The organism is Paenibacillus chibensis (assembly GCF_004001045.1).
In the GTDB taxonomy this organism is placed as follows: Bacteria; Bacillota; Bacilli; order Paenibacillales; family Paenibacillaceae; genus Paenibacillus_AQ; species Paenibacillus_AQ chibensis.
In genome coordinates this window covers 24,866-43,745 of sequence record NZ_BIMK01000022.1, presented here as the reverse complement: position 1 = coordinate 43,745, position 18,880 = coordinate 24,866, and the positions used below count along the sequence as shown (strand labels likewise).

General features: G+C 52.2%; 19 protein-coding genes and 4 tRNA genes. 18 read left to right on the top strand and 5 right to left on the bottom strand.

Translation table 11 applies throughout. The annotated features are described in order from the left end of the window. Positions 1 to 5 precede the first annotated feature (5 nt). From PCH05_RS17600 to PCH05_RS17545, 12 genes are all read left to right on the top strand, one after another. Positions 6 to 80: transfer RNA gene (locus PCH05_RS17600), tRNA-Gly, on the top strand. Between the two features lie 9 nt (positions 81 to 89). Beyond that, positions 90 to 163 (top strand) — tRNA-Cys (locus tag PCH05_RS17595). A gap of 14 nt (positions 164 to 177) precedes the next feature. After that, positions 178 to 251: transfer RNA gene (locus PCH05_RS17590), tRNA-Arg, on the top strand. Between the two features lie 14 nt (positions 252 to 265). After that, a tRNA-Leu gene (locus tag PCH05_RS17585) sits at positions 266 to 348 on the top strand. Between the two features lie 339 nt (positions 349 to 687). Then, complete coding sequence (locus PCH05_RS17580; RefSeq protein ID WP_127604212.1) at positions 688 to 1,890, top strand: SLC45 family MFS transporter; 1,203 nt, start codon at positions 688 to 690, stop codon at positions 1,888 to 1,890. A gap of 330 nt (positions 1,891 to 2,220) precedes the next feature. Beyond that, positions 2,221 to 2,517 (top strand): LiaF transmembrane domain-containing protein, encoded by a 297-nt coding sequence (locus PCH05_RS17575; protein WP_127604210.1) that lies wholly within the window; start codon positions 2,221 to 2,223, stop codon positions 2,515 to 2,517. Positions 2,518 to 2,567: 50 nt separating this feature from the next. After that, the gene (locus PCH05_RS17570; RefSeq protein ID WP_127604208.1) at positions 2,568 to 3,245 is read left to right on the top strand and encodes a PspA/IM30 family protein; all 678 of its coding nucleotides are present in this window, start codon (positions 2,568 to 2,570) and stop codon (positions 3,243 to 3,245) included. Positions 3,246 to 3,249: 4 nt separating this feature from the next. Beyond that, entirely contained in the window at positions 3,250 to 3,735 is a 486-nt protein-coding gene (locus tag PCH05_RS17565) for a PspC domain-containing protein (RefSeq protein WP_127604206.1), read from the top strand. A 3-nt stretch (positions 3,736 to 3,738) separates the two neighbouring features. Next, on the top strand, positions 3,739 to 4,440 hold the full coding sequence (locus PCH05_RS17560; protein ID WP_127604204.1) for a PspA/IM30 family protein: 702 nt from the start codon (positions 3,739 to 3,741) through the stop codon (positions 4,438 to 4,440). A 170-nt stretch (positions 4,441 to 4,610) separates the two neighbouring features. After that, the gene (gene liaF / locus PCH05_RS17555) at positions 4,611 to 5,258 is read left to right on the top strand and encodes a cell wall-active antibiotics response protein LiaF (RefSeq protein ID WP_127604202.1); all 648 of its coding nucleotides are present in this window, start codon (positions 4,611 to 4,613) and stop codon (positions 5,256 to 5,258) included. A gap of 17 nt (positions 5,259 to 5,275) precedes the next feature. Beyond that, the gene (locus tag PCH05_RS17550) at positions 5,276 to 6,361 is read left to right on the top strand and encodes a sensor histidine kinase (RefSeq protein ID WP_127604200.1); all 1,086 of its coding nucleotides are present in this window, start codon (positions 5,276 to 5,278) and stop codon (positions 6,359 to 6,361) included. Next, the gene (locus PCH05_RS17545; protein ID WP_174806276.1) at positions 6,333 to 6,989 is read left to right on the top strand and encodes a response regulator transcription factor; all 657 of its coding nucleotides are present in this window, start codon (positions 6,333 to 6,335) and stop codon (positions 6,987 to 6,989) included. The genes PCH05_RS17550 and PCH05_RS17545 overlap by 29 nt, the downstream gene beginning before the upstream one ends. 101 nt (positions 6,990 to 7,090) lie before the next feature. Here PCH05_RS17545 and PCH05_RS17540 read toward each other — a convergent pair whose 3' ends face one another. Then, complete coding sequence (locus PCH05_RS17540) at positions 7,091 to 7,438, bottom strand: hypothetical protein (RefSeq protein WP_127604198.1); 348 nt, start codon at positions 7,436 to 7,438, stop codon at positions 7,091 to 7,093. Between the two features lie 171 nt (positions 7,439 to 7,609). Here PCH05_RS17540 and PCH05_RS17535 point away from each other — a divergent pair, with 171 nt between their 5' ends. The 3 genes from PCH05_RS17535 to PCH05_RS17525 all read left to right on the top strand — a co-directional run bounded on the left by PCH05_RS17535 (position 7,610) and on the right by PCH05_RS17525 (position 11,816). Further along, complete coding sequence (locus tag PCH05_RS17535; protein ID WP_127604196.1) at positions 7,610 to 8,365, top strand: YwmB family TATA-box binding protein; 756 nt, start codon at positions 7,610 to 7,612, stop codon at positions 8,363 to 8,365. Between the two features lie 189 nt (positions 8,366 to 8,554). Further along, entirely contained in the window at positions 8,555 to 10,105 is a 1,551-nt protein-coding gene (gene zwf, locus PCH05_RS17530) for a glucose-6-phosphate dehydrogenase (RefSeq protein WP_127604194.1), read from the top strand. A 127-nt stretch (positions 10,106 to 10,232) separates the two neighbouring features. Continuing rightward, a complete protein-coding gene (locus PCH05_RS17525; RefSeq protein WP_127604192.1) occupies positions 10,233 to 11,816 on the top strand; it encodes a peptide chain release factor 3 in 1,584 nt (527 codons plus the stop codon). 73 nt (positions 11,817 to 11,889) lie between these two features. On the opposite strand, the gene sspI is transcribed toward PCH05_RS17525, so the two are convergent. Next, entirely contained in the window at positions 11,890 to 12,123 is a 234-nt protein-coding gene (gene sspI, locus PCH05_RS17520; protein WP_127604190.1) for a small acid-soluble spore protein SspI, read from the bottom strand. A gap of 131 nt (positions 12,124 to 12,254) precedes the next feature. On the opposite strand from sspI, the gene PCH05_RS17515 reads away from it, so the two are divergent. The 3 genes from PCH05_RS17515 (at position 12,255) to pulA (ending at position 15,915) form a co-directional block, all read left to right on the top strand. Next, complete coding sequence (locus tag PCH05_RS17515; protein ID WP_127604188.1) at positions 12,255 to 12,917, top strand: potassium channel family protein; 663 nt, start codon at positions 12,255 to 12,257, stop codon at positions 12,915 to 12,917. Positions 12,918 to 12,967: 50 nt separating this feature from the next. Then, entirely contained in the window at positions 12,968 to 13,765 is a 798-nt protein-coding gene (locus tag PCH05_RS17510) for a TrmH family RNA methyltransferase (protein ID WP_127604186.1), read from the top strand. A gap of 194 nt (positions 13,766 to 13,959) precedes the next feature. Continuing rightward, a complete protein-coding gene (gene pulA, locus PCH05_RS17505; protein ID WP_127604184.1) occupies positions 13,960 to 15,915 on the top strand; it encodes a type I pullulanase in 1,956 nt (651 codons plus the stop codon). Positions 15,916 to 16,004: 89 nt separating this feature from the next. Here pulA and PCH05_RS17500 read toward each other — a convergent pair whose 3' ends face one another. The 3 genes from PCH05_RS17500 to PCH05_RS17490 all read right to left on the bottom strand — a co-directional run bounded on the left by PCH05_RS17500 (position 16,005) and on the right by PCH05_RS17490 (position 18,687). After that, positions 16,005 to 16,859, bottom strand: coding sequence for an SDR family oxidoreductase (locus tag PCH05_RS17500; protein ID WP_127604181.1), 855 nt, complete (start codon positions 16,857 to 16,859; stop codon positions 16,005 to 16,007). Further along, the gene (gene uxuA / locus PCH05_RS17495; RefSeq protein ID WP_127604179.1) at positions 16,843 to 17,943 is read right to left on the bottom strand and encodes a mannonate dehydratase; all 1,101 of its coding nucleotides are present in this window, start codon (positions 17,941 to 17,943) and stop codon (positions 16,843 to 16,845) included. The genes PCH05_RS17500 and uxuA overlap by 17 nt, the downstream gene beginning before the upstream one ends. A gap of 81 nt (positions 17,944 to 18,024) precedes the next feature. Beyond that, positions 18,025 to 18,687 carry a GntR family transcriptional regulator gene (locus PCH05_RS17490; protein WP_127604177.1) on the bottom strand — a complete coding sequence of 221 codons (663 nt, stop codon included), beginning with the start codon at positions 18,685 to 18,687 and terminating at the stop codon, positions 18,025 to 18,027. Positions 18,688 to 18,880 lie beyond the last annotated feature (193 nt).

Here is an 18,880-nt window from a genome sequence, read left to right as displayed (position 1 = left end):
GTTATGCGGACGTGGCTCAGCGGTAGAGCATCGCCTTGCCAAGGCGAGGGTCGCGGGTTCGATTCCCGTCGTCCGCTCCAAACTTTTATGGCGCCATAGCCAAGTGGTAAGGCACAGCTCTGCAAAAGCTTTATCCCCAGTTCGAATCTGGGTGGCGCCTCCATTACAACTAAACATGCGCCCTTAGCTCAGCTGGATAGAGCGTTTGACTACGAATCAAAAGGTCAGGAGTTCGAATCTCTTAGGGCGCGTATATTTTTCACTTGCTGGTGTGGCGGAATGGCAGACGCGGCGGACTCAAAATCCGCTTCCGGCGACGGAGTGGGGGTTCAAGTCCCTTCACCAGCATTGATGAATCGAAAAGCTCATTATCTGAACACTCAGATAATGAGCTTTTTTGTGTGATGTAAAGCTCCGTATTTCGTACACAATCTGTTAGAATAATTTACATTCCGTTGATGCGGCTTTGAAAATTGTTGAACAATAGGTGCATAAACTTATTGTATAATATAGAAAAATCAAATTGCCGAATGGGGGTAGCCAATTGGATGTACATGACGCGACAGCCTGCAGCTGGAGAGCACGTCGAGTTTTAAAGAAACATGGTTTGGAAGCGCTTCAAATACTGTTAACAATGAATAAACGTTATGAAATTCTCGATCCGACCGGAATGGAGGTTCATCCTTCGTGAAAAAAACATGGCTGCTAGGATTCGGTTTTTTCAGTATTAGCATCACTTGGGCGCTGTATAACGCGTTTGTGCCCTTTTTTCTGGATCATTATATCCATAAAGTTTCACTCATCGGTTTTATGATGACGATCGATAATTATTTTGCTTTATTTTTGCAGCCCTGGATCGGTAACCTGAGCGATAGAACGAATACCCGCTTTGGCAAACGGATGCCGTTTATGTTGATCGGGATGCCCCTCGCCGCAGTATTTGTCATTTTGATTCCATTACATACAACCTTTATTACATTAGTTCTTTTCATGATGCTGATGAATCTGTCCATGAGCATATACCGATCACCTACGGTCGCCTTGATGCCGGATATCACGCCCGATCACCAACGAACGAAGGCAAACGGGATTATTAATTTCATGGGTGGCTTCGGCGGTATTTTGGCTTTCGGAGTCGGTTCAACGCTGTATGGAGCGAATCCGGCCTTCCCTTTTGTGGCAGCAGCGGTGATCACGTTAATTTGCTTGTTCATATTAGTGCGTTACATTAAGGAGAAAAGAGACGTCATCGTCCCTGTTCATACGGAAAAGCAGCCTAAGATCAAGCTGAGAGGGGAATTGGACCGTACGACCGTCCTGCTCCTCATTGCGATTTTCTTTTGGTTTGTGTCCTATCAGGGGGTCGAGGCTATGTTCACTTTATACGGCAAGCACCATATGGGATTAACCGAGCAGGACGCTGGATTCTCACTGACCTTCTTTTCCTTGTTCTTCGTGCTGTTTGCGCTCCCGAGCGGTTGGCTCGGCAACAAGTACGGCAAACGTAAAATCATAATTTCGGGCGTTATCGGATTGTTTCTTGTATTTGCGGTCATTCCGCTGGCCAAGACGGTGCTGGTGCTCCGAATTCTTCTCGCCTTGGGCGGCATGTGCTGGGCTTTGATCAACATCAATTCCTACCCGTTTGTCGTATCCATCGGCAGTGAAACAAGCATCGGAACGAGGACGGGACTGTATTACCTGGTATCCTCGCTTGCAGCCATCGCTTCGCCTCCGCTGCTGGGTCTGATCATTGACCAGTTCGGGTACGGCTCGATGTTCATCTATGCTTCGTCCGGCATGCTGCTTGCGCTGCTGTTCATCTCCCTGGTCAAGCATCATGGCAAAAGCACGGCGGTTCCGGCAGAAAGCGTTCAAGCAAAAGTATAAGCATAAGCTAAGCATGATTCGCGGCTATAATATGATATCAGCATGTACAAGAGCGCCTGAAGTCCGCAGGGCGCTCTTTTTTGACCTTTAAGAAGGGTCCGGTACTTGAAAGACATCGAAGTAATGCCCCGTTTTGCGGGGTTATTTTGCGTCAGACCATCATAACGGCGGGGACCTGCACATAGGGAATAATCACGGATAGCCTTAGGTCTGAAACGTACCCCGTCTAAGGTCTAGGATCAAAAACCGTCTGCGGTCTGTTTTGGAAAAGGGCCGAACCACCTAAAATAAAGACATAAGGTTGATGCAATGAAAGGAAGTGAGAAATGTATGAAAAACCGCAATAACGGAACAGCCATCGTATTGATCGTTATCGGGGCCCTGATGCTTTTCGGATTGTTCGCCCCACTGTTTGGCAAGCTGCTCGGTCTGCTCTTCCCGATTCTGATGATCGCCCTAGGCTATTACGGAATCCGCAGAGGCAGAACGCTCATCGGGACCATCATCCTCGCGTTTGGTGTTTTGTCCCTGCTGGCTAAACTGTCCTGGTTCATCGGACCGCTGCTCGGCATCGCGCTGGTGATCTTCGGAATTTCCCTCCTGAAGGGAAAAAGAAATTCCTACTAACATAAATAACGTCTAACAAGAAAAAAACGAATAAGGAGGGGCTATACAAGATGAGTGTTTTCCGTCGGGTGCGGGATATCACCGCAGCTAATTTAAATGAACGTTTGGAACAAAGTCAGGATCCGGTACGGCTGATCGATCAGTTCCTGGCAACCACGCGGGACGACATCGTCGAAGCCGAAAAGCTTGTACAGCAGTCCACGGCACATATGAGACAGCTGAAGCAGCAGGTGGATCAGGCCGAATCGATGAAAAACAAGCGTGAAGAGCAAGCGCTGCTGGCCTTGAAGGCCGGAGAGGATCATCTCGCCAAGCTGGCTCTGCAGGAAAAGATCATTTATGAAGAAAAGCTGGAGCAGTACAGCGAACTGCTGGACACGACGAAAAGATCCCTGATTGATCTGGAAAGCCAGCTGAACGACCTTAAAATGGAGTATCAGACGGTATACAACAAACGTCAATACTATGCGGCGCGCATGGAGACGCTACGGCTTCAGCAGCGCATGAACCAACGGATGGACGGCTATGGAAGCGGGCAGGATGTACCAAAAATGTTCAATCGCCTCGAAGACCGGATTTCCGATTGGGAACTTGAAGCTCAAAGCTTGCGTGATCTGCGCCGTATGGGTCAACAGTACTTAGACCAGGCCAGCGAAACGGTCTCCGGCATTCTGGAGAAAGAAATGGCCCGGTTGAAACAAAAGCTGAACAACAGCGGAAAGGAGTAACCATATGAGTAAACTCTACCGTTCGGCGCGGGATCGAAAGGTTACAGGACTTTGCGGCGGACTGTCGGAGACGATAGGCATGGATTCCACGCTGCTGCGGGTGCTGTTCATCATCTCGATTTTCTTGACGAGTGGAACGACGCTGTTCATTTATTTCATCGCTTCCCTGGTCGTACCGAAAGAACCGGTACCTCCATACAATCCGTATGGACCGGGACCTGGTTATGGAGCAGGCGGCTACTACGGCGGTCAGCCCGGCAATGGTGGTTACTATGGCGGAAATGGCGGAAACGGTGGCTATGGAGGCCCATCCTTTGATCCAAGAAGCAAATATAACGATCCGTCTTTTGGCAGCAGACCTGCCGGAAGCTTCTCTTCCCAAGCGTCCAATCTGGACGCCATGATGGAGGATATCGAGAAAAAGGCTATGAAGAAAGAACTGGAAGACTTGAAGAAAAAATTGTCCAAATACGAGAAGGGAGAAGTGTAAAACATGGGAGTATTTAAAAGACTGAAAGATATGACGAAGGCGTCGGTAAATGAATTGCTGGATAAAGTAGAGGATCCGATTGTCATGTTGAATCAATACCTCCGCGATATGGAGGCTGAAATTCACGAGGCTGAGGTGACCGTTGCGAAACAAATGGCCAACGAGCGCCGCATGAAGCAGCGTGTGGAGGAAGCGGAGAAAATGTCCGTACAGCGCGAGGCTCAAGCCGAGCTGGCTCTGAAGAACGGTCAGGAGGAAGTGGCACGCAAGCTTCTGGAAGAAAAAATCTACTTCGATCAAAAGATTACCGAATACCGCGATCTGCATGCGCAGTCCGAAACCCAGGCGAAAGAACTGGTACAGCAGCTGCATGACATGAAGGACGAATTCTACAAAATGCGCAACAAACGCAATGAGCTCGTTACACGTGCTCAAATGGCGAAGGCCAAGAAGCAGATGTCCCAAATCAACAGCCTGCATACGATCGAAAGCGGCAGTGCATCCCTTGGATTCCACCGCATGGAGGAAAAAATCATGCAGCTGGAAGCTGAAGCTGATGTGATGCGTGCTCCTTACCGTCCGGCAGCGAGCACATTCACAAGTCCGGTAGACGCTGAAAAGCAACTGAAAGTGGAAGAGCAGCTTAACGCTCTCAAAAGCAAAATGAATCCTACCAGCAGTGCCGCAAAAACAACGAAAGAATAAGTATTCACAAGATAGGGCAGTATGATATGCTATGAAAAGTGAATAAAGAGCGAATTCTTTTGTTCAGTCGATCTAAAAAGAGGAGAGCCATATTGGTGCGCTAGCTGCACCATATGGCTTTTCGAACCTTTACGATATACGATAAACTGACAATCACGAGGAGGTGCGGCATGGAAAAAAGAAATCGCGTTATTGCACTTATACTCATCGGCGTTGGCCTTCTCATGCTGGTCGGCAAGTGGGACGGCTTTTTTACCATCGTCGCACTCCTGTTTTTGTTGATGGGTATTTATACAATCCGCGGAGGCAAGGTGAAACGGGGCTATCGGCTGCTGGCAGTCGGCGCCATTCTGCTGCTGCTGGATCATTTGATGATGGTGCTCGGCATCGCGCTCTTATCGCTTGGATTCTTTTTTATCAAAGCCAAAAAGGTTCAGCCGAAGGAAGGCTTCCTACAGAAACAGAACTTTTCGTCGCATTTTGACTGGGATCAGCAGCCTTGGGTCATGCGCAGCATGAGCGTATGGCATGTGCTGGGGGAGGCGGATCTTGACCTGTCGCTGGCAATACCGGAAGATCGTCAAACGGTAATGATGTTTCAGGGAATCATGGGGGATATGGATCTGCAAATCCCGGAATATTACGGCGTGGAGATTGAGGCGTTCGTGCTGTTCGGCTCCATCGATTTCAGAGGAAACCGCGACAACGGCATGATGAATCGGCTCAACTGGAAGTCGCCCAACTACGACACCAGCGATCAAAAAGTGAAATTTATCGTTTCGTATCTGATTGGAGACTTGGACATACACATATCTTAGGAAAAGGGGGTCCCCGCATGAAGTCAAAGAAGCCGGTGAATATGGTCTCCCGGAGCATGGGCGAGGGAGCCCTTCTTTCTTTTGTTTTGCTGCTGATCATTTTTTACGTTATGTATACATATGGTTATTTGGCTCCATTCGACTCCTGGACAAGGGTGGTGCAGGCAGTGACGACGCTGGTTCTCGTCCCGGTGGGGATCGGGGCCGTGTACGGATTTTATCAAAGCTACCGCACGAAAAGAAGGCTGGAGCTGCTCCGGGATACGCTGCTTTCCTGGGAGAAGGGGAATTTAACCCGGGATGTTCCCGAGCTTGGCGTGGATGAAGTAGGGCGGCTCGGTGAGCAGCTGGGACGGATCAGCAAAAAGTGGGAGGAGCAGGTGACCTCGCTTCAGCGCTTGTCCACCAACAATGCTCAGCTTGCCGAGCAGGCAAGAGTATCGGCGATCGTCGAGGAACGCCAACGTTTGGCTCGCGAGCTGCATGATGCGGTCTCGCAGCAGCTGTTTGCGATTTCGATGACGGCAACGGCCGTCGGACGGACGCTCGCCAAGGATTTTGATAAGGCGCAGCGGCAGGTGGCCTTGATCGAGGAGATGGCTGCCGTGGCGCAGTCGGAGATGAGAGCGCTCCTTCTCCATCTCCGGCCGGTATACCTGGAAGGCAAACCGCTGGAGCAGGGCTTGAAAGAGCTGGTTAAAGAGCTTAAGGTAAAAGTACCGATGGATATCGTGTTTGAGATGGATGAAGGCATTCACCTGATGAAGGGAATCGAGAATCACCTGTTCCGGATCATCCAGGAAGCGATGTCCAACACGCTGCGGCATGCCAAAGCGGAGAAGATGGAGATTCGCATTCACCAAAAGCAGGACACCGTATGGGTGATGATGCGGGATGACGGCCAGGGATTCGAGCTGGATGAGAAAAAGCAGGCCTCTTACGGCCTTTCCAATATGCAGGAACGGGTGAATGAAATCGGCGGTTCGATTCAATTCATCACGGCTCCCGGCAAAGGAACCCGAATCGAAATTACAATTCCGATCGTAAATGAAGATAAAGGAGGGGATGAGGAATATGGAGGAGCTGGAAAAGCCGGAAATTAAAGTTCTGCTCGTGGATGATCACGAAATGGTTCGCATCGGACTCGCGGCTGTGCTTGGCACGGAGGACGGAATCGAGGTCGTAGGTGAGGCGGGCAGCGGCGAAGAGGGAATCCGCCTGGCGCGTGAATATAAGCCGGATGTCGTGCTGATGGACCTGGTCATGGAAGGCATGGATGGTATCGAAGCGACCAGGCAGCTGCTGAAGCTGTATCCGGATTGCAAAGTCATCGTGCTGACCAGCTATCTGGATGACGAAAAAATGTATCCGGTCATTGAAGCCGGGGCGTTCAGCTACCTGCTGAAAACGTCCAGAGCCAGCGAAATTGCGGAAGCGATACGCGCAGCGGCGCGGGGGCAGTCCGTCCTGGAATCCCAGGTTGCATCCAAAATGATGAACCGATTCCGTCATCCCGAGACGGAGGCGCCGGCTCATAAGGAACTGACTGAACGGGAAATGGATGTGCTGCGGCTTCTCGCGCAGGGCAAATCGAATCAGGAGATCGCCGACGATCTGATCATCGGCATTAAAACCGTCAAGTTTCATGTCACGAACATTCTCGCCAAGCTCGGCGTAGATGACCGGACGCAGGCTGCGATTTATGCTTATAAAAATGGCCTTGCGGAATAAAGTTGAATATCTGTTTTTCATAAAAGTAAAAAATGCACCCTTGCCAGCATCGTTCAAGGCACCGTGAAGGTACTTGGCGGAGCAGGGGGTGCATTTTTTATTTAGATCAAGAAGAGCAGGGCAAGCAGACCCAGGCTTAAGGCGAGTCCGGCACCGTATCCATAGCCATAAGGCCGGTAACCATACCCGTATCCGTAACCGGGGTAAAAAGCGCGAATATGGGCTTTAGAATCTGATTTTTTATTTTTGGAGGCTTGCGGACGCTTCTTGTTTGTTTTGACATTGGCTGCATGCAGCGCCGTTTCTTCCTCACCATCCAATATGATGTGACCATCCTTGCAGTGTGTCAGCCTGCCGATGTAGGTCCTTCCGTCGTACGTGCAGGCGAGAACCATTTTACCGCGATGCTGCAAAATATTTTCGGTTGAAAGGGGATATACAGGGATCATGAAAGGGTCAATCCTCCCTCTACTATTTTTATTACAATGTATTCACACCTAGGCCACGGCGCTATGGTTATTCACCCATTTATCCGCATCCATGGATAAGTATAAAAGTCTCTGAAGTCGGACATCCTTTTTAGTAGAATCATAGTTTACAGATTAAGGGGATGGAAGGCGATGAAGGCGACTGCAAAGCTGGTGGGTTTTGGCCTGTTGTGCATTACCGTATTGGGATTCATGTGGGGGAATTTTTGGAATGGCATGACTCAAGCGGAAGCCAAGGAGGCAGATGAGCTGCATGCCTTGCTGGATCTCGGGCAGCAGACGGTTGACCAGCCGTTGAAGGTCGTGGTGAAATGGCAGGGCGAATGGGATGGAAGCGGGACCGATGACGCCAAAGCCGCTGCCCAGAAGCTTAGCCAGTCGCTGGAGCTGCCGCCTGTCTCCGAACGGATGGAAAACGGTCATACGACCTATCGCGTTCTTGATGAAAAAAACAAAGTGGGCATCCGCTTCAACTGGCAGGAAATCAGCGCCGAGCAGAGCTATATCATCATCCAGCTGGAAGCCGGAAGCCCTTCAGAGTGGGCTAACCTGTCCGACCTGCAAAAGGAATGCGGCACGAAAATGCGAGCTGCGGGAATTGATGCGAAATGGAATGCATCTTTGCAGGGATTGGGTAATAAAGAAGAGGACCCCGCTGCCCTGATGGATCGTATTGAAGGGAGCCTTGAGCGCACAATGGATGCCGTCCCTATGGAAACCTATCAGGATGCAACGACGGTGAGCAATGCGTATCAGGTGCCATCCCTGACATCCCGCATTAGAAGCGGAAGCACCTGGCTGAACATGCAGGTGGCTGTGCACGAGGATGAGACAACCGGGGAAAACCGCGTCACCATTGGGCTTCCGGTCATTACGATCGAGTACTGAATGCCGGATACTTTTTTAATCTTATGGGCATAATATCGGAGTGTTTTTGTAAGAAAACGGATGGCATCATTTTCATGAATATGCTAAAATGACGTAACATCATTTTTAACATTGTCTCGAAAAGCCTGTAGGAGTGCAGGCATTTTGTATAAAAAAATACACTATACTACATAGGAAAGAATGAGGGCCATGGCTGAAAATCAAAGTTTAGAAACGCTGCAAACACCAGGCGCTGTATTTTTTATTTTTGGAGCTACGGGGGACCTGGCAAAACGCAAGCTGTTCCCGGCAATCTATAGCCTGTACCGCGAAGGAAAACTGGCTGAAGATTTTGCCGTGGTCGGCGTAGCGCGCCGCCCGCGCACCCAGGATGAATTCCGTGAGGATATCTTCCATTCCATCCAGGAATTTTGCCGTTACAAGACGGAGAAGAACGAAGAATTTCAGGCTTTTGCGCAGCATTTTGAATATAAATCTTTGGATATCAACAATGTGGACGGTTTCCGCGAGCTGCATGAACAGACGCAGGCTTTGGAAGAGAAATTCCACATTCCGGGCAACCGCATGTTCTATCTGGCGCTTGCGCCCGAGCTGTTCGGCAGCGTGTCCTTCAACCTGAAAGAGGGCGGCATGCTGGATGCCGGGGGCTGGCAGCGGCTCGTTATCGAGAAGCCGTTCGGCTACGATCTGAAGTCGGCTGAAGAGCTGAATGAACAGATTCGCCAGGTGTTCAAGGAAGAGGAGATTTACCGGATCGACCATTACCTGGGCAAGGAAATGGTGCAGAACATCGAAGTGATCCGTTTCGCCAATGCTTTTTTCGAGCCGCTATGGAACAACAAGCATATCGCCAACATTCAAATTACGCTCGGCGAGACCGTCGGGGTCGAAGAGCGCGGCGGATACTATGATCATGCCGGAGCGCTGCGCGACATGGGGCAAAACCATATGCTGCAAATGCTCACCATGGTCGCCATGGAGCCGCCTAGCCGCCTGCTTCCGGAGGATATCCGGGACGAGAAGGTAAAAGTACTCCGCTCGCTTCGTCCATACGCTAACGGTGATGAAGTGAAGAAGAATGTCGTGCGCGGTCAGTACGTACAGGGAAGTTCGCGTGGCCGCGATTTACCCGCTTACCGCGATGAAGACAAGGTGGATCCGAACTCCAATACGGAAACTTATTTCATGGCGCGCGTATTCGTGGACAACTTCCGCTGGGCGGGGGTTCCGTTCTACATTCGTACGGGCAAGCGCCTTCCGGTCAAGACGACAGAGATTGTCGTGGAGTTCCAAGGCATGCCGAATAACGTCTATCTCGGTCAAAAGCACAAGCTGGAGCCGAACCTGCTGGTCATCCGGGTCAACCCGATGGAAGGCATTTACGTGAAAATCAATGCCAAGAAGCCGGGCTCGGAATCCGAGATCGAGCCGCTGGCGATGGATTTCTGCCAAAGCTGTATGGTTGGCATCAATTCCCCGGAAGCATACGAGCGGCTGCTGCATGATGCGGCACGCGGTGATTCGACCTACTTTACGCGGTGGGATGAGGTTGCCTCGGCGTGGTCCTTCGTTGACCGCATCGCAGAAGCATGGAGACAGGACGCCGAAGGCCCTTGCCATTATCCGGCGGGCTCCTGGGGTCCGAAGGAAGCGGATCAGCTGCTTGCAGAGGATGGCTTCCACTGGTGGCCTGTCAACGGACAGGATGAAGACAACGTCGTGTGGCAGTTGAACAAATAACCCATCCGATCCATACATTTGAATAAGAAAAAATAATCATCCTCATGCAGTTCCTGCATGGGGGTGATTTGCGTATGGAATGTGGTACAATAATAGACATGACTTTAGTGATGAAGGGAATAGTGAAATGAGCAAAGCGATCAATCAGGCCTTGCAGCAGGAAGTCGATAAGCGAAGAACCTTCGCGATCATTTCCCACCCGGATGCGGGTAAAACAACATTGACAGAAAAGCTGCTGCTGTTCGGGGGCGCCATCCGGTTAGCCGGTACCGTCAAAGCCCGTAAAGCCAGCAAGCATGCAACCAGTGACTGGATGGAAATCGAAAAACAGCGGGGGATTTCGGTAACGTCTTCCGTGATGCAGTTTGACTATATGGGACATCGGATTAACATTCTGGATACACCGGGCCACCAAGACTTCAGTGAGGACACGTACCGGACCTTGACCGCGGCAGACAGCGCGGTCATGCTGATCGACGTGGCCAAAGGCGTCGAGGCGCAGACCATCAAGCTGTTCCAGGTGTGCGCGAAGCGCGGAATTCCGATTTTTACATTTATCAATAAACTCGACCGTGAAGGGCGCAACCCCTTTGAACTGATGGAAGAGCTTGAGCAGGTGCTCGGGATCCGCTCGGTGCCTATGAACTGGCCTATCGGTACCGGCCGTGATTTGTGCGGCGTGTATGACCGCATGAAAAACCAGGTGGAGCTGTTCCAAGGCAATGACCACTCCACGATTAAAGTGCAGAAGGTTGAGGACTACAACGATCCGATCATTCGTGAGATGGCCGGAGAGTATTTGCATGATCAGCTGTGCCAGGATTTGGAGCTCCTGGACGTTGCGGGTGACCCTTTTGACATGGAAAAGGTACTGAAAGGCGAATTGACGCCGGTATTCTTCGGCAGTGCCATCAACAACTTCGGCGTGCAGACCTTCCTGGAGAACTTCCTGCAGCTGGCACCGAAGCCGCAGCCACGCAGCAGCACCGCAGGGGTGATTGAGCCATCGGATGAAAAGTTCGCCGGATACGTATTCAAAATTCAAGCGAACATGAACCCGGCTCACCGCGACCGGATCGCATTCATGCGGATCGTATCGGGCAAATTCCAGCGCGGCATGAGCGTCAAGCATGTCCGTGCGGGCAAGGATATCAAGCTGTCTCAGCCGCAGCAGTTTCTGGCGCAGGACCGCGATATCGTCGAAGAGGCATATCCCGGCGATATTATCGGTCTGTTTGACCCGGGGATTTTCCGGATCGGGGATTCGCTCAGCCAGGGCAGCGAAGTGGTGTTCGATGAGCTGCCGACGTTCTCGCCGGAGATTTTCGCCAAGGTGACCGTGAAAAACGCGCTTAAGCACAAGCAGTATCAGAAAGGGATCGACCAGCTGACCGAGGAGGGGACCATTCAGGTATTCCGCACCGTCAGCTTCGAGGATACGATTCTCGGCGTGGTCGGTCAGCTCCAATTCGAGGTATTCGAATACCGGATGAAGGGTGAATACGGCGTCGACGTCCAGCTTCAGCGGATGCCGTACCAGTTTGCGCGCTGGATTATCGACAAGGATATCGATGCAAGCAAATTCCGGATTAACTCGACCTTGGTCACGGATAAGAAGGGCAACTACGTCGTCCTGTTCGAAAACGAATATGCGATGCGCACCGCCATGGAGAAGTTCCCGAACGCGAAGTTCCTGGATACCGCTCCATAAGTCGTCGCCAACTTCGCATCATCAAAAAACCCCCGCGGCTTTCGCGGAGGGTTTTTCGTCTACCTGGACGTTGTTAAGTTAAGGGACCCGGCGTAATGGTTTTCAGATGTTCCTGCACGATATGGACCAATTCGTCCTGCTTCGCCTTATCTATGTTCTTCCAGATCATTTCAAAAATAACGCCAAGCCCGGGCAGAGCCTGCTCCGGTCCGTCCACCGAGCCTTCGATCATTCCGCGCAGATCGGCGTCATTGCTTCCATGCACCTTGTGAATAATGGCCTGGCGCAAATCAAGTGTAATCGGCATCATTTTCCCTCCATCCAAGAAATCATGGTACCCTCATAATGTTCCCTGGTCTTCACGCCAAAATTCAAGTTTTTCGGACGGTGTGATATAATAATCAGGATAGACTTTTATATAACCCGGGGGGTTAACAAATGGCGAAAAAGCAGTACGCCGTCATAGGCATGGGGCGTTTCGGATTTAGTGTATCCAACGCGCTTAGCGAGATGGGCTTTGATGTGCTCGCAATCGATTCCGATGAGCAGCGTACCCAGGCGGTTTCCAATATTGTAACGCATGCCGTATCGGCCGATTCCACGGATGAGGAAGCACTGCGGGCGCTCGGCATCCGCAATTTCGACGTGGTGGTTGTCGCGATCGGCGAGGATATCCAATCGAGCATTTTGACGACGCTGATCCTGAAGGATATCGGGGTGGAGACGATTATCGTCAAAGCGCAAAACGAGCTTCACGGCAAGGTTCTGAACAAGATCGGAGCGGACAAAGTCATTTATCCGGAGCGGGATATGGGCATGCGGGTCGCGCATCATCTGACTTCTCCGAATATTTTGGATTACATTGAAATTTCCGACGACTACAGCATAGTGGAAATGAAGGCTTCACAAGATATGGTAGGAAAGAACCTCAAGGAGCTGGACGTGCGCGCCCGGTTCGGCTGCAACGTTATGGCCATCAAGCGAGGCAACAAAATGAACATTTCGCCGTATGCGGATGACCGCCTCGAAGAAGGGGACATTCTTGTCATCGTCGGCGAAAAAAGCGATTTGACGAAGTTGGAGCTTGCCTATCCCAAATGAGCTTGAAGGTCATTTGATGCGGAAGCAAGGCTTGAAGAAGGACGGTATTCATGGATATTTTATCACCGCAAAATCCCCGTGCGAAGGAATGGGCGCAGCTGCTCGAGAAGAAGCACAGGGACAAGCAGCATAAATATATAATCGAGGGCATCCACCTGGTGCAGGAGGCCCTTCGCTCAAACGCGGATGTGGAGTGCGTGGCTTTCGATGTCGAGCAGGGCATTCCCGGCGAGCTCTCGCCGCTGGCAGGCACCGAGACGCACGCCGAATGGATCGGCGTATCCGCCGCCGTTATTGCCAAATGCTCGGATACGAAGACGCCGCAGCCGGTGTTTGCGGTGGTTCGCAAGCAGCTGGCTGATGTCGGCTTGCTTGTACAGCGGAAGGACAGTCTCGTCATCGTGCTCGATGGCGTCCAGGACCCCGGAAACGTAGGCACCATTATCCGTACCGCCGATGCCGCCGGGGCGGATGGCGTGATCGTCGGCCGCGGCTCGGCCGATATCTATAATCCGAAAACGATCCGCTCGACGATGGGGTCGATTTTTCATCTGCCCGTAGTCGAGGGCGATCTGCTGGAACTGCTTCCGCAGGCAAAAGAACAAGGCGTTCGTATCGTGAGCACGAGCCTGCAGGCCACCTCGACCTGCTACGGGTATGATTTTACCAAGGCAGCCTGGCTTCTCGTCGGCAATGAAGCCAAGGGTGTCTCGGAGGCTGCACAGCAGCTGGTGGACGACGCGCTGATCATTCCGATGAAGGGGCGGGCGGAGTCGCTGAACGTCGCGATGGCTTCCACCGTGATGCTGTTTGAGGCGATGCGGCAGCGGGACTACCGCAACGCGTAAATGATGAGTGTGATATTCTCTTATAATAAAGGCTGGAAGCGGATCGGTCCTACCGACCCGTTTCCGGTCTTTTCTGCAATATGGCAGCGACGAAGGGGTGAGAATGAGAGGCAGAAAGGATATACATGATGTCCAATAACCTGAAATGCTTGTTATAATGGACATAAATGACGAATTAATGGAGAGTGGCAGAATTGTCGGTACAAAAGGAACATGATGTCGTTATAGACTACGGCGATCCGGCGGTTACGGGCGGCGTGTCTGTGTTCGATGCAAGGTTCGACGAGCTGTTCGCATACGACGGCGATGATCTCGGCGTGCGGTATACGCCGGAAGAAACGAAATTCCGTTTATGGGCACCGACAGCATCGGAAGCGAAAGTGCTGCTCTACCCGGTATGGGCCTGTACGTTTGCTGAAGAAATGGATATGCACAGGGATGTGAAAGGCACATGGACGCTTCGGCTGGAGGGCGATTACAAGGGGATCGGCTACACATTCAAAGTGAAAGTCGGAGAGCAGTGGAATGAGGCGGTAGACCCTTACGCGGCTGCCGTTGGCATCAACGGGGATCGGGGGGCGATTATCGATTTGCAGGCAACAAATCCCGGTCATTGGACGGATGACAAGCCTCCTCTTGCTTCTCCGGTTGACGCGATTATTTACGAGCTTCACCTGAGGGACTTATCCATTCATCCGGGCAGCGGCATTGCCCATCCCGGAAAGTATCTTGGCTTGGCGGAGGAAGGGACGAAGGGCCCCGAAAATATCCCCACCGGACTTGACCATATCCGCAACCTGGGGGTGACGCACGTCCAGCTCCTGCCCGTGTACGATTATTCCACGGAGAGCGTGGATGAATCTAGGCTCGACATGCCCCAGTACAACTGGGGGTATGATCCGAAAAACTACAATGTGCCCGAGGGCTCCTATGCGACAGATCCCTATGAGCCTGCTGTGCGCATTGCCGAGATGAAGCAGATGATCCAGACGCTGCATGACAAAGGCTTGTTTGTCATTATGGACGTAGTATATAACCATGTGTACGACTGGTATCTGATTAATTTCACGAAGCTGGTGCCGGGCTATTACCTGCGATACAAGGATGACGGGACGCTGTCGGATGGAGCGTTCTGCGGCAACGAATTTGCTTCCGAGCGAACCATGGTTCATAAATTCATCGTTGACTCGGTCGTGCATTGGGTGAAGGAATATCATATCGACGGCTTCCGTTTTGATCTGATGGGACTGATGGATATCGATACGATGCGCGAAATCCGCAGACGTCTCGATGAACTGGACCCTTCCATCCTCATGATCGGTGAAGGCTGGAACATGAGCACCATCCTGCCGCCAGAGAAGCGGGCGAACCATGGGAATGCATCCCGGCTTCCGAACATCGGGCAATTCAACGACGGCTTCCGGGATGCGATTAAGGGGAGCATTTTTATTCATAAAAATAAAGGCTTTATCAGCGGCGCCTCCGGGTTTGAGAACGATATCCGCCGAGGCATCGCAGGTGGAACTCCATACAGCGGCAAGCTGCGCCATTTCGCGGAAGAACCGGTCCAATGCGTGAACTATGTTGAATGCCATGATAATCATACGATGTGGGACAAGCTTGTCCTGTCGACAGTTGGCGTCTCGGACGAGGAACGGGTTCACATGCATCGGCTTGGATCAGCGCTGGTGCTGACAAGCCAAGGGATTCCGTTTATCCATGCGGGTCAGGAGTTTATGCGGACGAAGCAGGGCGTGGAGAACAGCTACAAATCCCCGGATGAGATCAATTGGCTGGATTGGGAGCGCTGCGCCGCCCATCCCGGCGATATTCGCTATATGCAGCAGCTTATCAGGCTCCGCAAGGAGCATCCGGCGTTCCGGCTGCGGACCGCTGCGCAGATCCGGGAGCATCTCGTGTTTGAGGAAGCGCCTGACGGCTGCGTGGCCTATACGCTGCGGGAGCATGCCGGAGGCGATCCGGCCAAGCATCTGTATGTGCTGTATCACGCGAGAGCAGGGGAGACGGAAGTCGAGCTTCCCGCGTTGGGAGCATGGAAGATAGGGTTTGGTGAAGAGCAGGTAGAGGCATGGAATACGAGTCGCATCACCGTGTCGGGAATCGGCATGGTTGTGCTCCAGGTTGAATAAGATGGAATCGAAAAAGGGCTGTCCGGGCCAAACCTTATCCCGGACAGCCCTTATCTTAATTAACTAGCATCATTAGACTCTTGCCTTGGTTACACGCCCGCATATGCCATAAAGCCGCCGTCCACGGGAATGACCGTCCCCGTCACGAATCCCGAAGTCGTCTCATCCACAAGCCACAGCAGCGTACCGAGCAGATCCTCAGGAACGCCGAAGCGGCGCATTGGCGTATGCGTGATGATTTTATGAGAACGCTTAGTGAGCGAACCGTCCCCGTTCATGAGCAGATCCCGGTTCTGCTCCGTCAGGAAAAAGCCGGGTGCGATGGCATTGACGCGGATACCCGACGCTGCCAGATGAACGGCGAGCCACTGCGTGAAATTGTTGATGGCCGCTTTGGCGGCGCTGTAGGCGGGCACTTTCGTCATGGGAGACGGGGCGCTCATGGAAGAGATGTTCAGCACGACGGCGCCGGGACGGCCCAGCATGCTCCGGGCGAATACTTGCGTGGGGATCAGCGTCCCCACAAAGTTCAGGTCCAGCACCTGCCGGAATCCCGGAATGCTTAGATCAAAAAAACTGGTGACATCGGCCTGTTCCAAATCCTCCATCCGGAAGGTTTCATGCGTCGTGTTGGCGCTGGGATGATTGCCGCCAGCCCCGTTGATGAGAATGTCGCATGGGCCGTAAGCTTCACGTACAACGTTCTCGGCGGCCTGCACGCTATCCTTGTCGGTGACATCACAGGCCACGGCGATCGCTTCGCCTCCGGCCGTCCGAATCTGTTCGGCGATGGCCTCGCCTTTCCCCGGTGTGCGGCTCAGGATGGCGATACGCGCGCCTTGGCGCGCGAGCTCTTGAGCCATCGCCCGGCAGAGCACGCCGGAGCCGCCGGTAACAACCGCGGTTTTTCCTTGTAAAGCCGGATGATTAGGCAATGCCTGCATGGGAATCCCTCTTTTCCGGTTGCTGTGAAGCTTTGCCGTACGCATCCCAAAGTCCCCATAAATACATAATGCCAAGCGCCCGGTCATACAGTCCATAGCCGGGACGGCATTGTTCTCCCCAGAGATGGCGTCCGTGGTCGGGGCGGCAGTAACCCTCGAAGCCGATGTCATGGTATGCCTTCACAATGCCGGCGATATCGACCGTGCCATCCTGCGTCCGGTGCGAAGTCTCGATGAAATCCCCGTTGTCGTATACGCGGACGTTGCGGATGTGTGCAAACGGTATTCGGCTTCCGAATTCACGGATCATGGCGGGAATATCATTGTCCGGATTGGCTCCGAGCGAGCCGCTGCATAAAGTGATGCCGTTAGCCGGGCTATCCACGAGGGAGAGCAGTCTGCGCAGGTTATCTTGGCTCGTCATGATCCGCGGCAATCCGAAAATAGGCCATGGCGGATCGTCCGGATGAATGGCCATTTGAATTCCGCAGCGTTCGGCAGTCGGAATGATCGCATTCAGGAAGTAGGAAAGATGCTCCCATAAATCTTCTTCGCTTACGCGCCGGTAAGCTTCAAACAAGGTGGTCAGATGGGCGAGCCGCTCAGGCTCCCACCCCGGCATCGTCAGCATGCTGTTATGATTGATGGTCCGCACCAGATCGAACGGGTCAATGCCGTCAATTTTAGATTTCTCGAAAAAGAGGGCGGTGGACCCGTCATCCATCATTTTGTGCAGATCGGTGCGCGCCCAGTCAAAGACGGGCATGAAGTTGTAGCAGACCACCTTAACGCCGACAGCCGCAAGCTTCTCGATCGTCCGGATGTAATTTTGGATATACCGGTCGCGGCTGGGAAGCCCCAGCTTGATGTCCTCATGGACATTCACGCTTTCCACGACATCCAGATGAAATTCATGCTTGTCGGCCTGCTCACGGATCTCCCTGATCTTCTCCATCGGCCATTCTTCTCCCGCCGGAACATCATGCAGAGACCACACAAGCCCTTCCACACCCGGGATTTGCTTGATTTGATCCAATGAAACCGTATCGTTTCCTTCGCCAAACCAACGGAATACCATCCGCATCGTTCACACCGCCTTTTGTATGTATTAAGAATGAAAAAAGTCTTGAACCTGCTTTAATTTGTGAACATCGAAGAGAAGCCTTTACTTAAAATAGTCCGGGTACTGCTTGGTGAGCACGGCCAAATTGGAAATGCTGAGGCTGAGATGCTCTTTCATGAGCTGTTCGGCAAGGTCTGCATCATGATTACGGATGGCATGCACCATATCTTGATGCTGTTTGCAGAGCACGTCCCAATGGGGATCTGTAGACAGCCAAAGAATACGGCTGCGATTCAGATGCGCGTTCATTTGCTGGATGACGTTCCAGGTACCCTGCTTACGTACGCCTTCGAATAAAATGCGGTGGAATTCCTCATCGAGGTCAAACATGCGCTTGCCGTCTTGCTGCTGCATGCTTTCCAGCTGCATCGACACATTGTTCTCAAGCACCGCCAGCTTGTCGTCTTGAAAATGTTCGCATGCGAGCCGGATCACGGCCTTCTCCAGCTGTTCCCGCATGAAGCGGGCTTCTTCGACGAGCTCGGAGTCGATCAGGCTGACGCGCGTCCCTCGCTGCGGAAGCACGAGGACGAGCCCTTCCTGAGCCAATCTGACAAAGCTTTCGCGAACCGGCGTCCGGCTGACCTCAAAGGTCAGGGAGACTTCCTTTTCGGAAAGGAGGGTGCCAGGCGAAAGCTCCAGGCTGACAATCTGCTGCTTCAGCCGGTTGTAGACGATGCTGCCTGCGGAGGCAGCGGAATGCATCGGAATATCGATATGAAGTCACCTCCCGTTTGCACCATACTACCATACAAGTATGGCAGTGAGAATGGGTTATAGGAAAATATTTACGGTAATTATCGTCTCATATGAATTCACAAATCGTTGATTATTCGTATGACCGCAATCACATGGATGATAGGGATCGGTCTTTATACTGGACCTATAGCAAGCAACG

What these genes read in the sequence shown, in the direction of transcription:
- PCH05_RS17550 (WP_127604200.1), top strand. Translation starts at nt 5,276, where the DNA reads ATGAAGTCAAAGAAGCCGGTGAATATGGTCTCCCGGAGCATGGGCGAG.
- zwf (WP_127604194.1), top strand. Translation starts at nt 8,555, where the DNA reads ATGGCTGAAAATCAAAGTTTAGAAACGCTGCAAACACCAGGCGCTGTA.
- PCH05_RS17525 (WP_127604192.1), top strand. Translation starts at nt 10,233, where the DNA reads ATGAGCAAAGCGATCAATCAGGCCTTGCAGCAGGAAGTCGATAAGCGA.
- PCH05_RS17500 (WP_127604181.1), bottom strand. Translation starts at nt 16,859, where the DNA reads ATGCAGGCATTGCCTAATCATCCGGCTTTACAAGGAAAAACCGCGGTT.
- PCH05_RS17490 (WP_127604177.1), bottom strand. Translation starts at nt 18,687, where the DNA reads ATGCATTCCGCTGCCTCCGCAGGCAGCATCGTCTACAACCGGCTGAAG.
- PCH05_RS17510 (WP_127604186.1), top strand. Translation starts at nt 12,968, where the DNA reads ATGGATATTTTATCACCGCAAAATCCCCGTGCGAAGGAATGGGCGCAG.
- PCH05_RS17560 (WP_127604204.1), top strand. Translation starts at nt 3,739, where the DNA reads ATGGGAGTATTTAAAAGACTGAAAGATATGACGAAGGCGTCGGTAAAT.
- PCH05_RS17535 (WP_127604196.1), top strand. Translation starts at nt 7,610, where the DNA reads ATGAAGGCGACTGCAAAGCTGGTGGGTTTTGGCCTGTTGTGCATTACC.
- PCH05_RS17575 (WP_127604210.1), top strand. Translation starts at nt 2,221, where the DNA reads ATGAAAAACCGCAATAACGGAACAGCCATCGTATTGATCGTTATCGGG.
- liaF (WP_127604202.1), top strand. Translation starts at nt 4,611, where the DNA reads ATGGAAAAAAGAAATCGCGTTATTGCACTTATACTCATCGGCGTTGGC.
- sspI (WP_127604190.1), bottom strand. Translation starts at nt 12,123, where the DNA reads ATGCCGATTACACTTGATTTGCGCCAGGCCATTATTCACAAGGTGCAT.
- PCH05_RS17565 (WP_127604206.1), top strand. Translation starts at nt 3,250, where the DNA reads ATGAGTAAACTCTACCGTTCGGCGCGGGATCGAAAGGTTACAGGACTT.
- PCH05_RS17570 (WP_127604208.1), top strand. Translation starts at nt 2,568, where the DNA reads ATGAGTGTTTTCCGTCGGGTGCGGGATATCACCGCAGCTAATTTAAAT.
- PCH05_RS17545 (WP_174806276.1), top strand. Translation starts at nt 6,333, where the DNA reads ATGGAGGAGCTGGAAAAGCCGGAAATTAAAGTTCTGCTCGTGGATGAT.
- PCH05_RS17540 (WP_127604198.1), bottom strand. Translation starts at nt 7,438, where the DNA reads ATGATCCCTGTATATCCCCTTTCAACCGAAAATATTTTGCAGCATCGC.
- PCH05_RS17515 (WP_127604188.1), top strand. Translation starts at nt 12,255, where the DNA reads ATGGCGAAAAAGCAGTACGCCGTCATAGGCATGGGGCGTTTCGGATTT.
- uxuA (WP_127604179.1), bottom strand. Translation starts at nt 17,943, where the DNA reads ATGCGGATGGTATTCCGTTGGTTTGGCGAAGGAAACGATACGGTTTCA.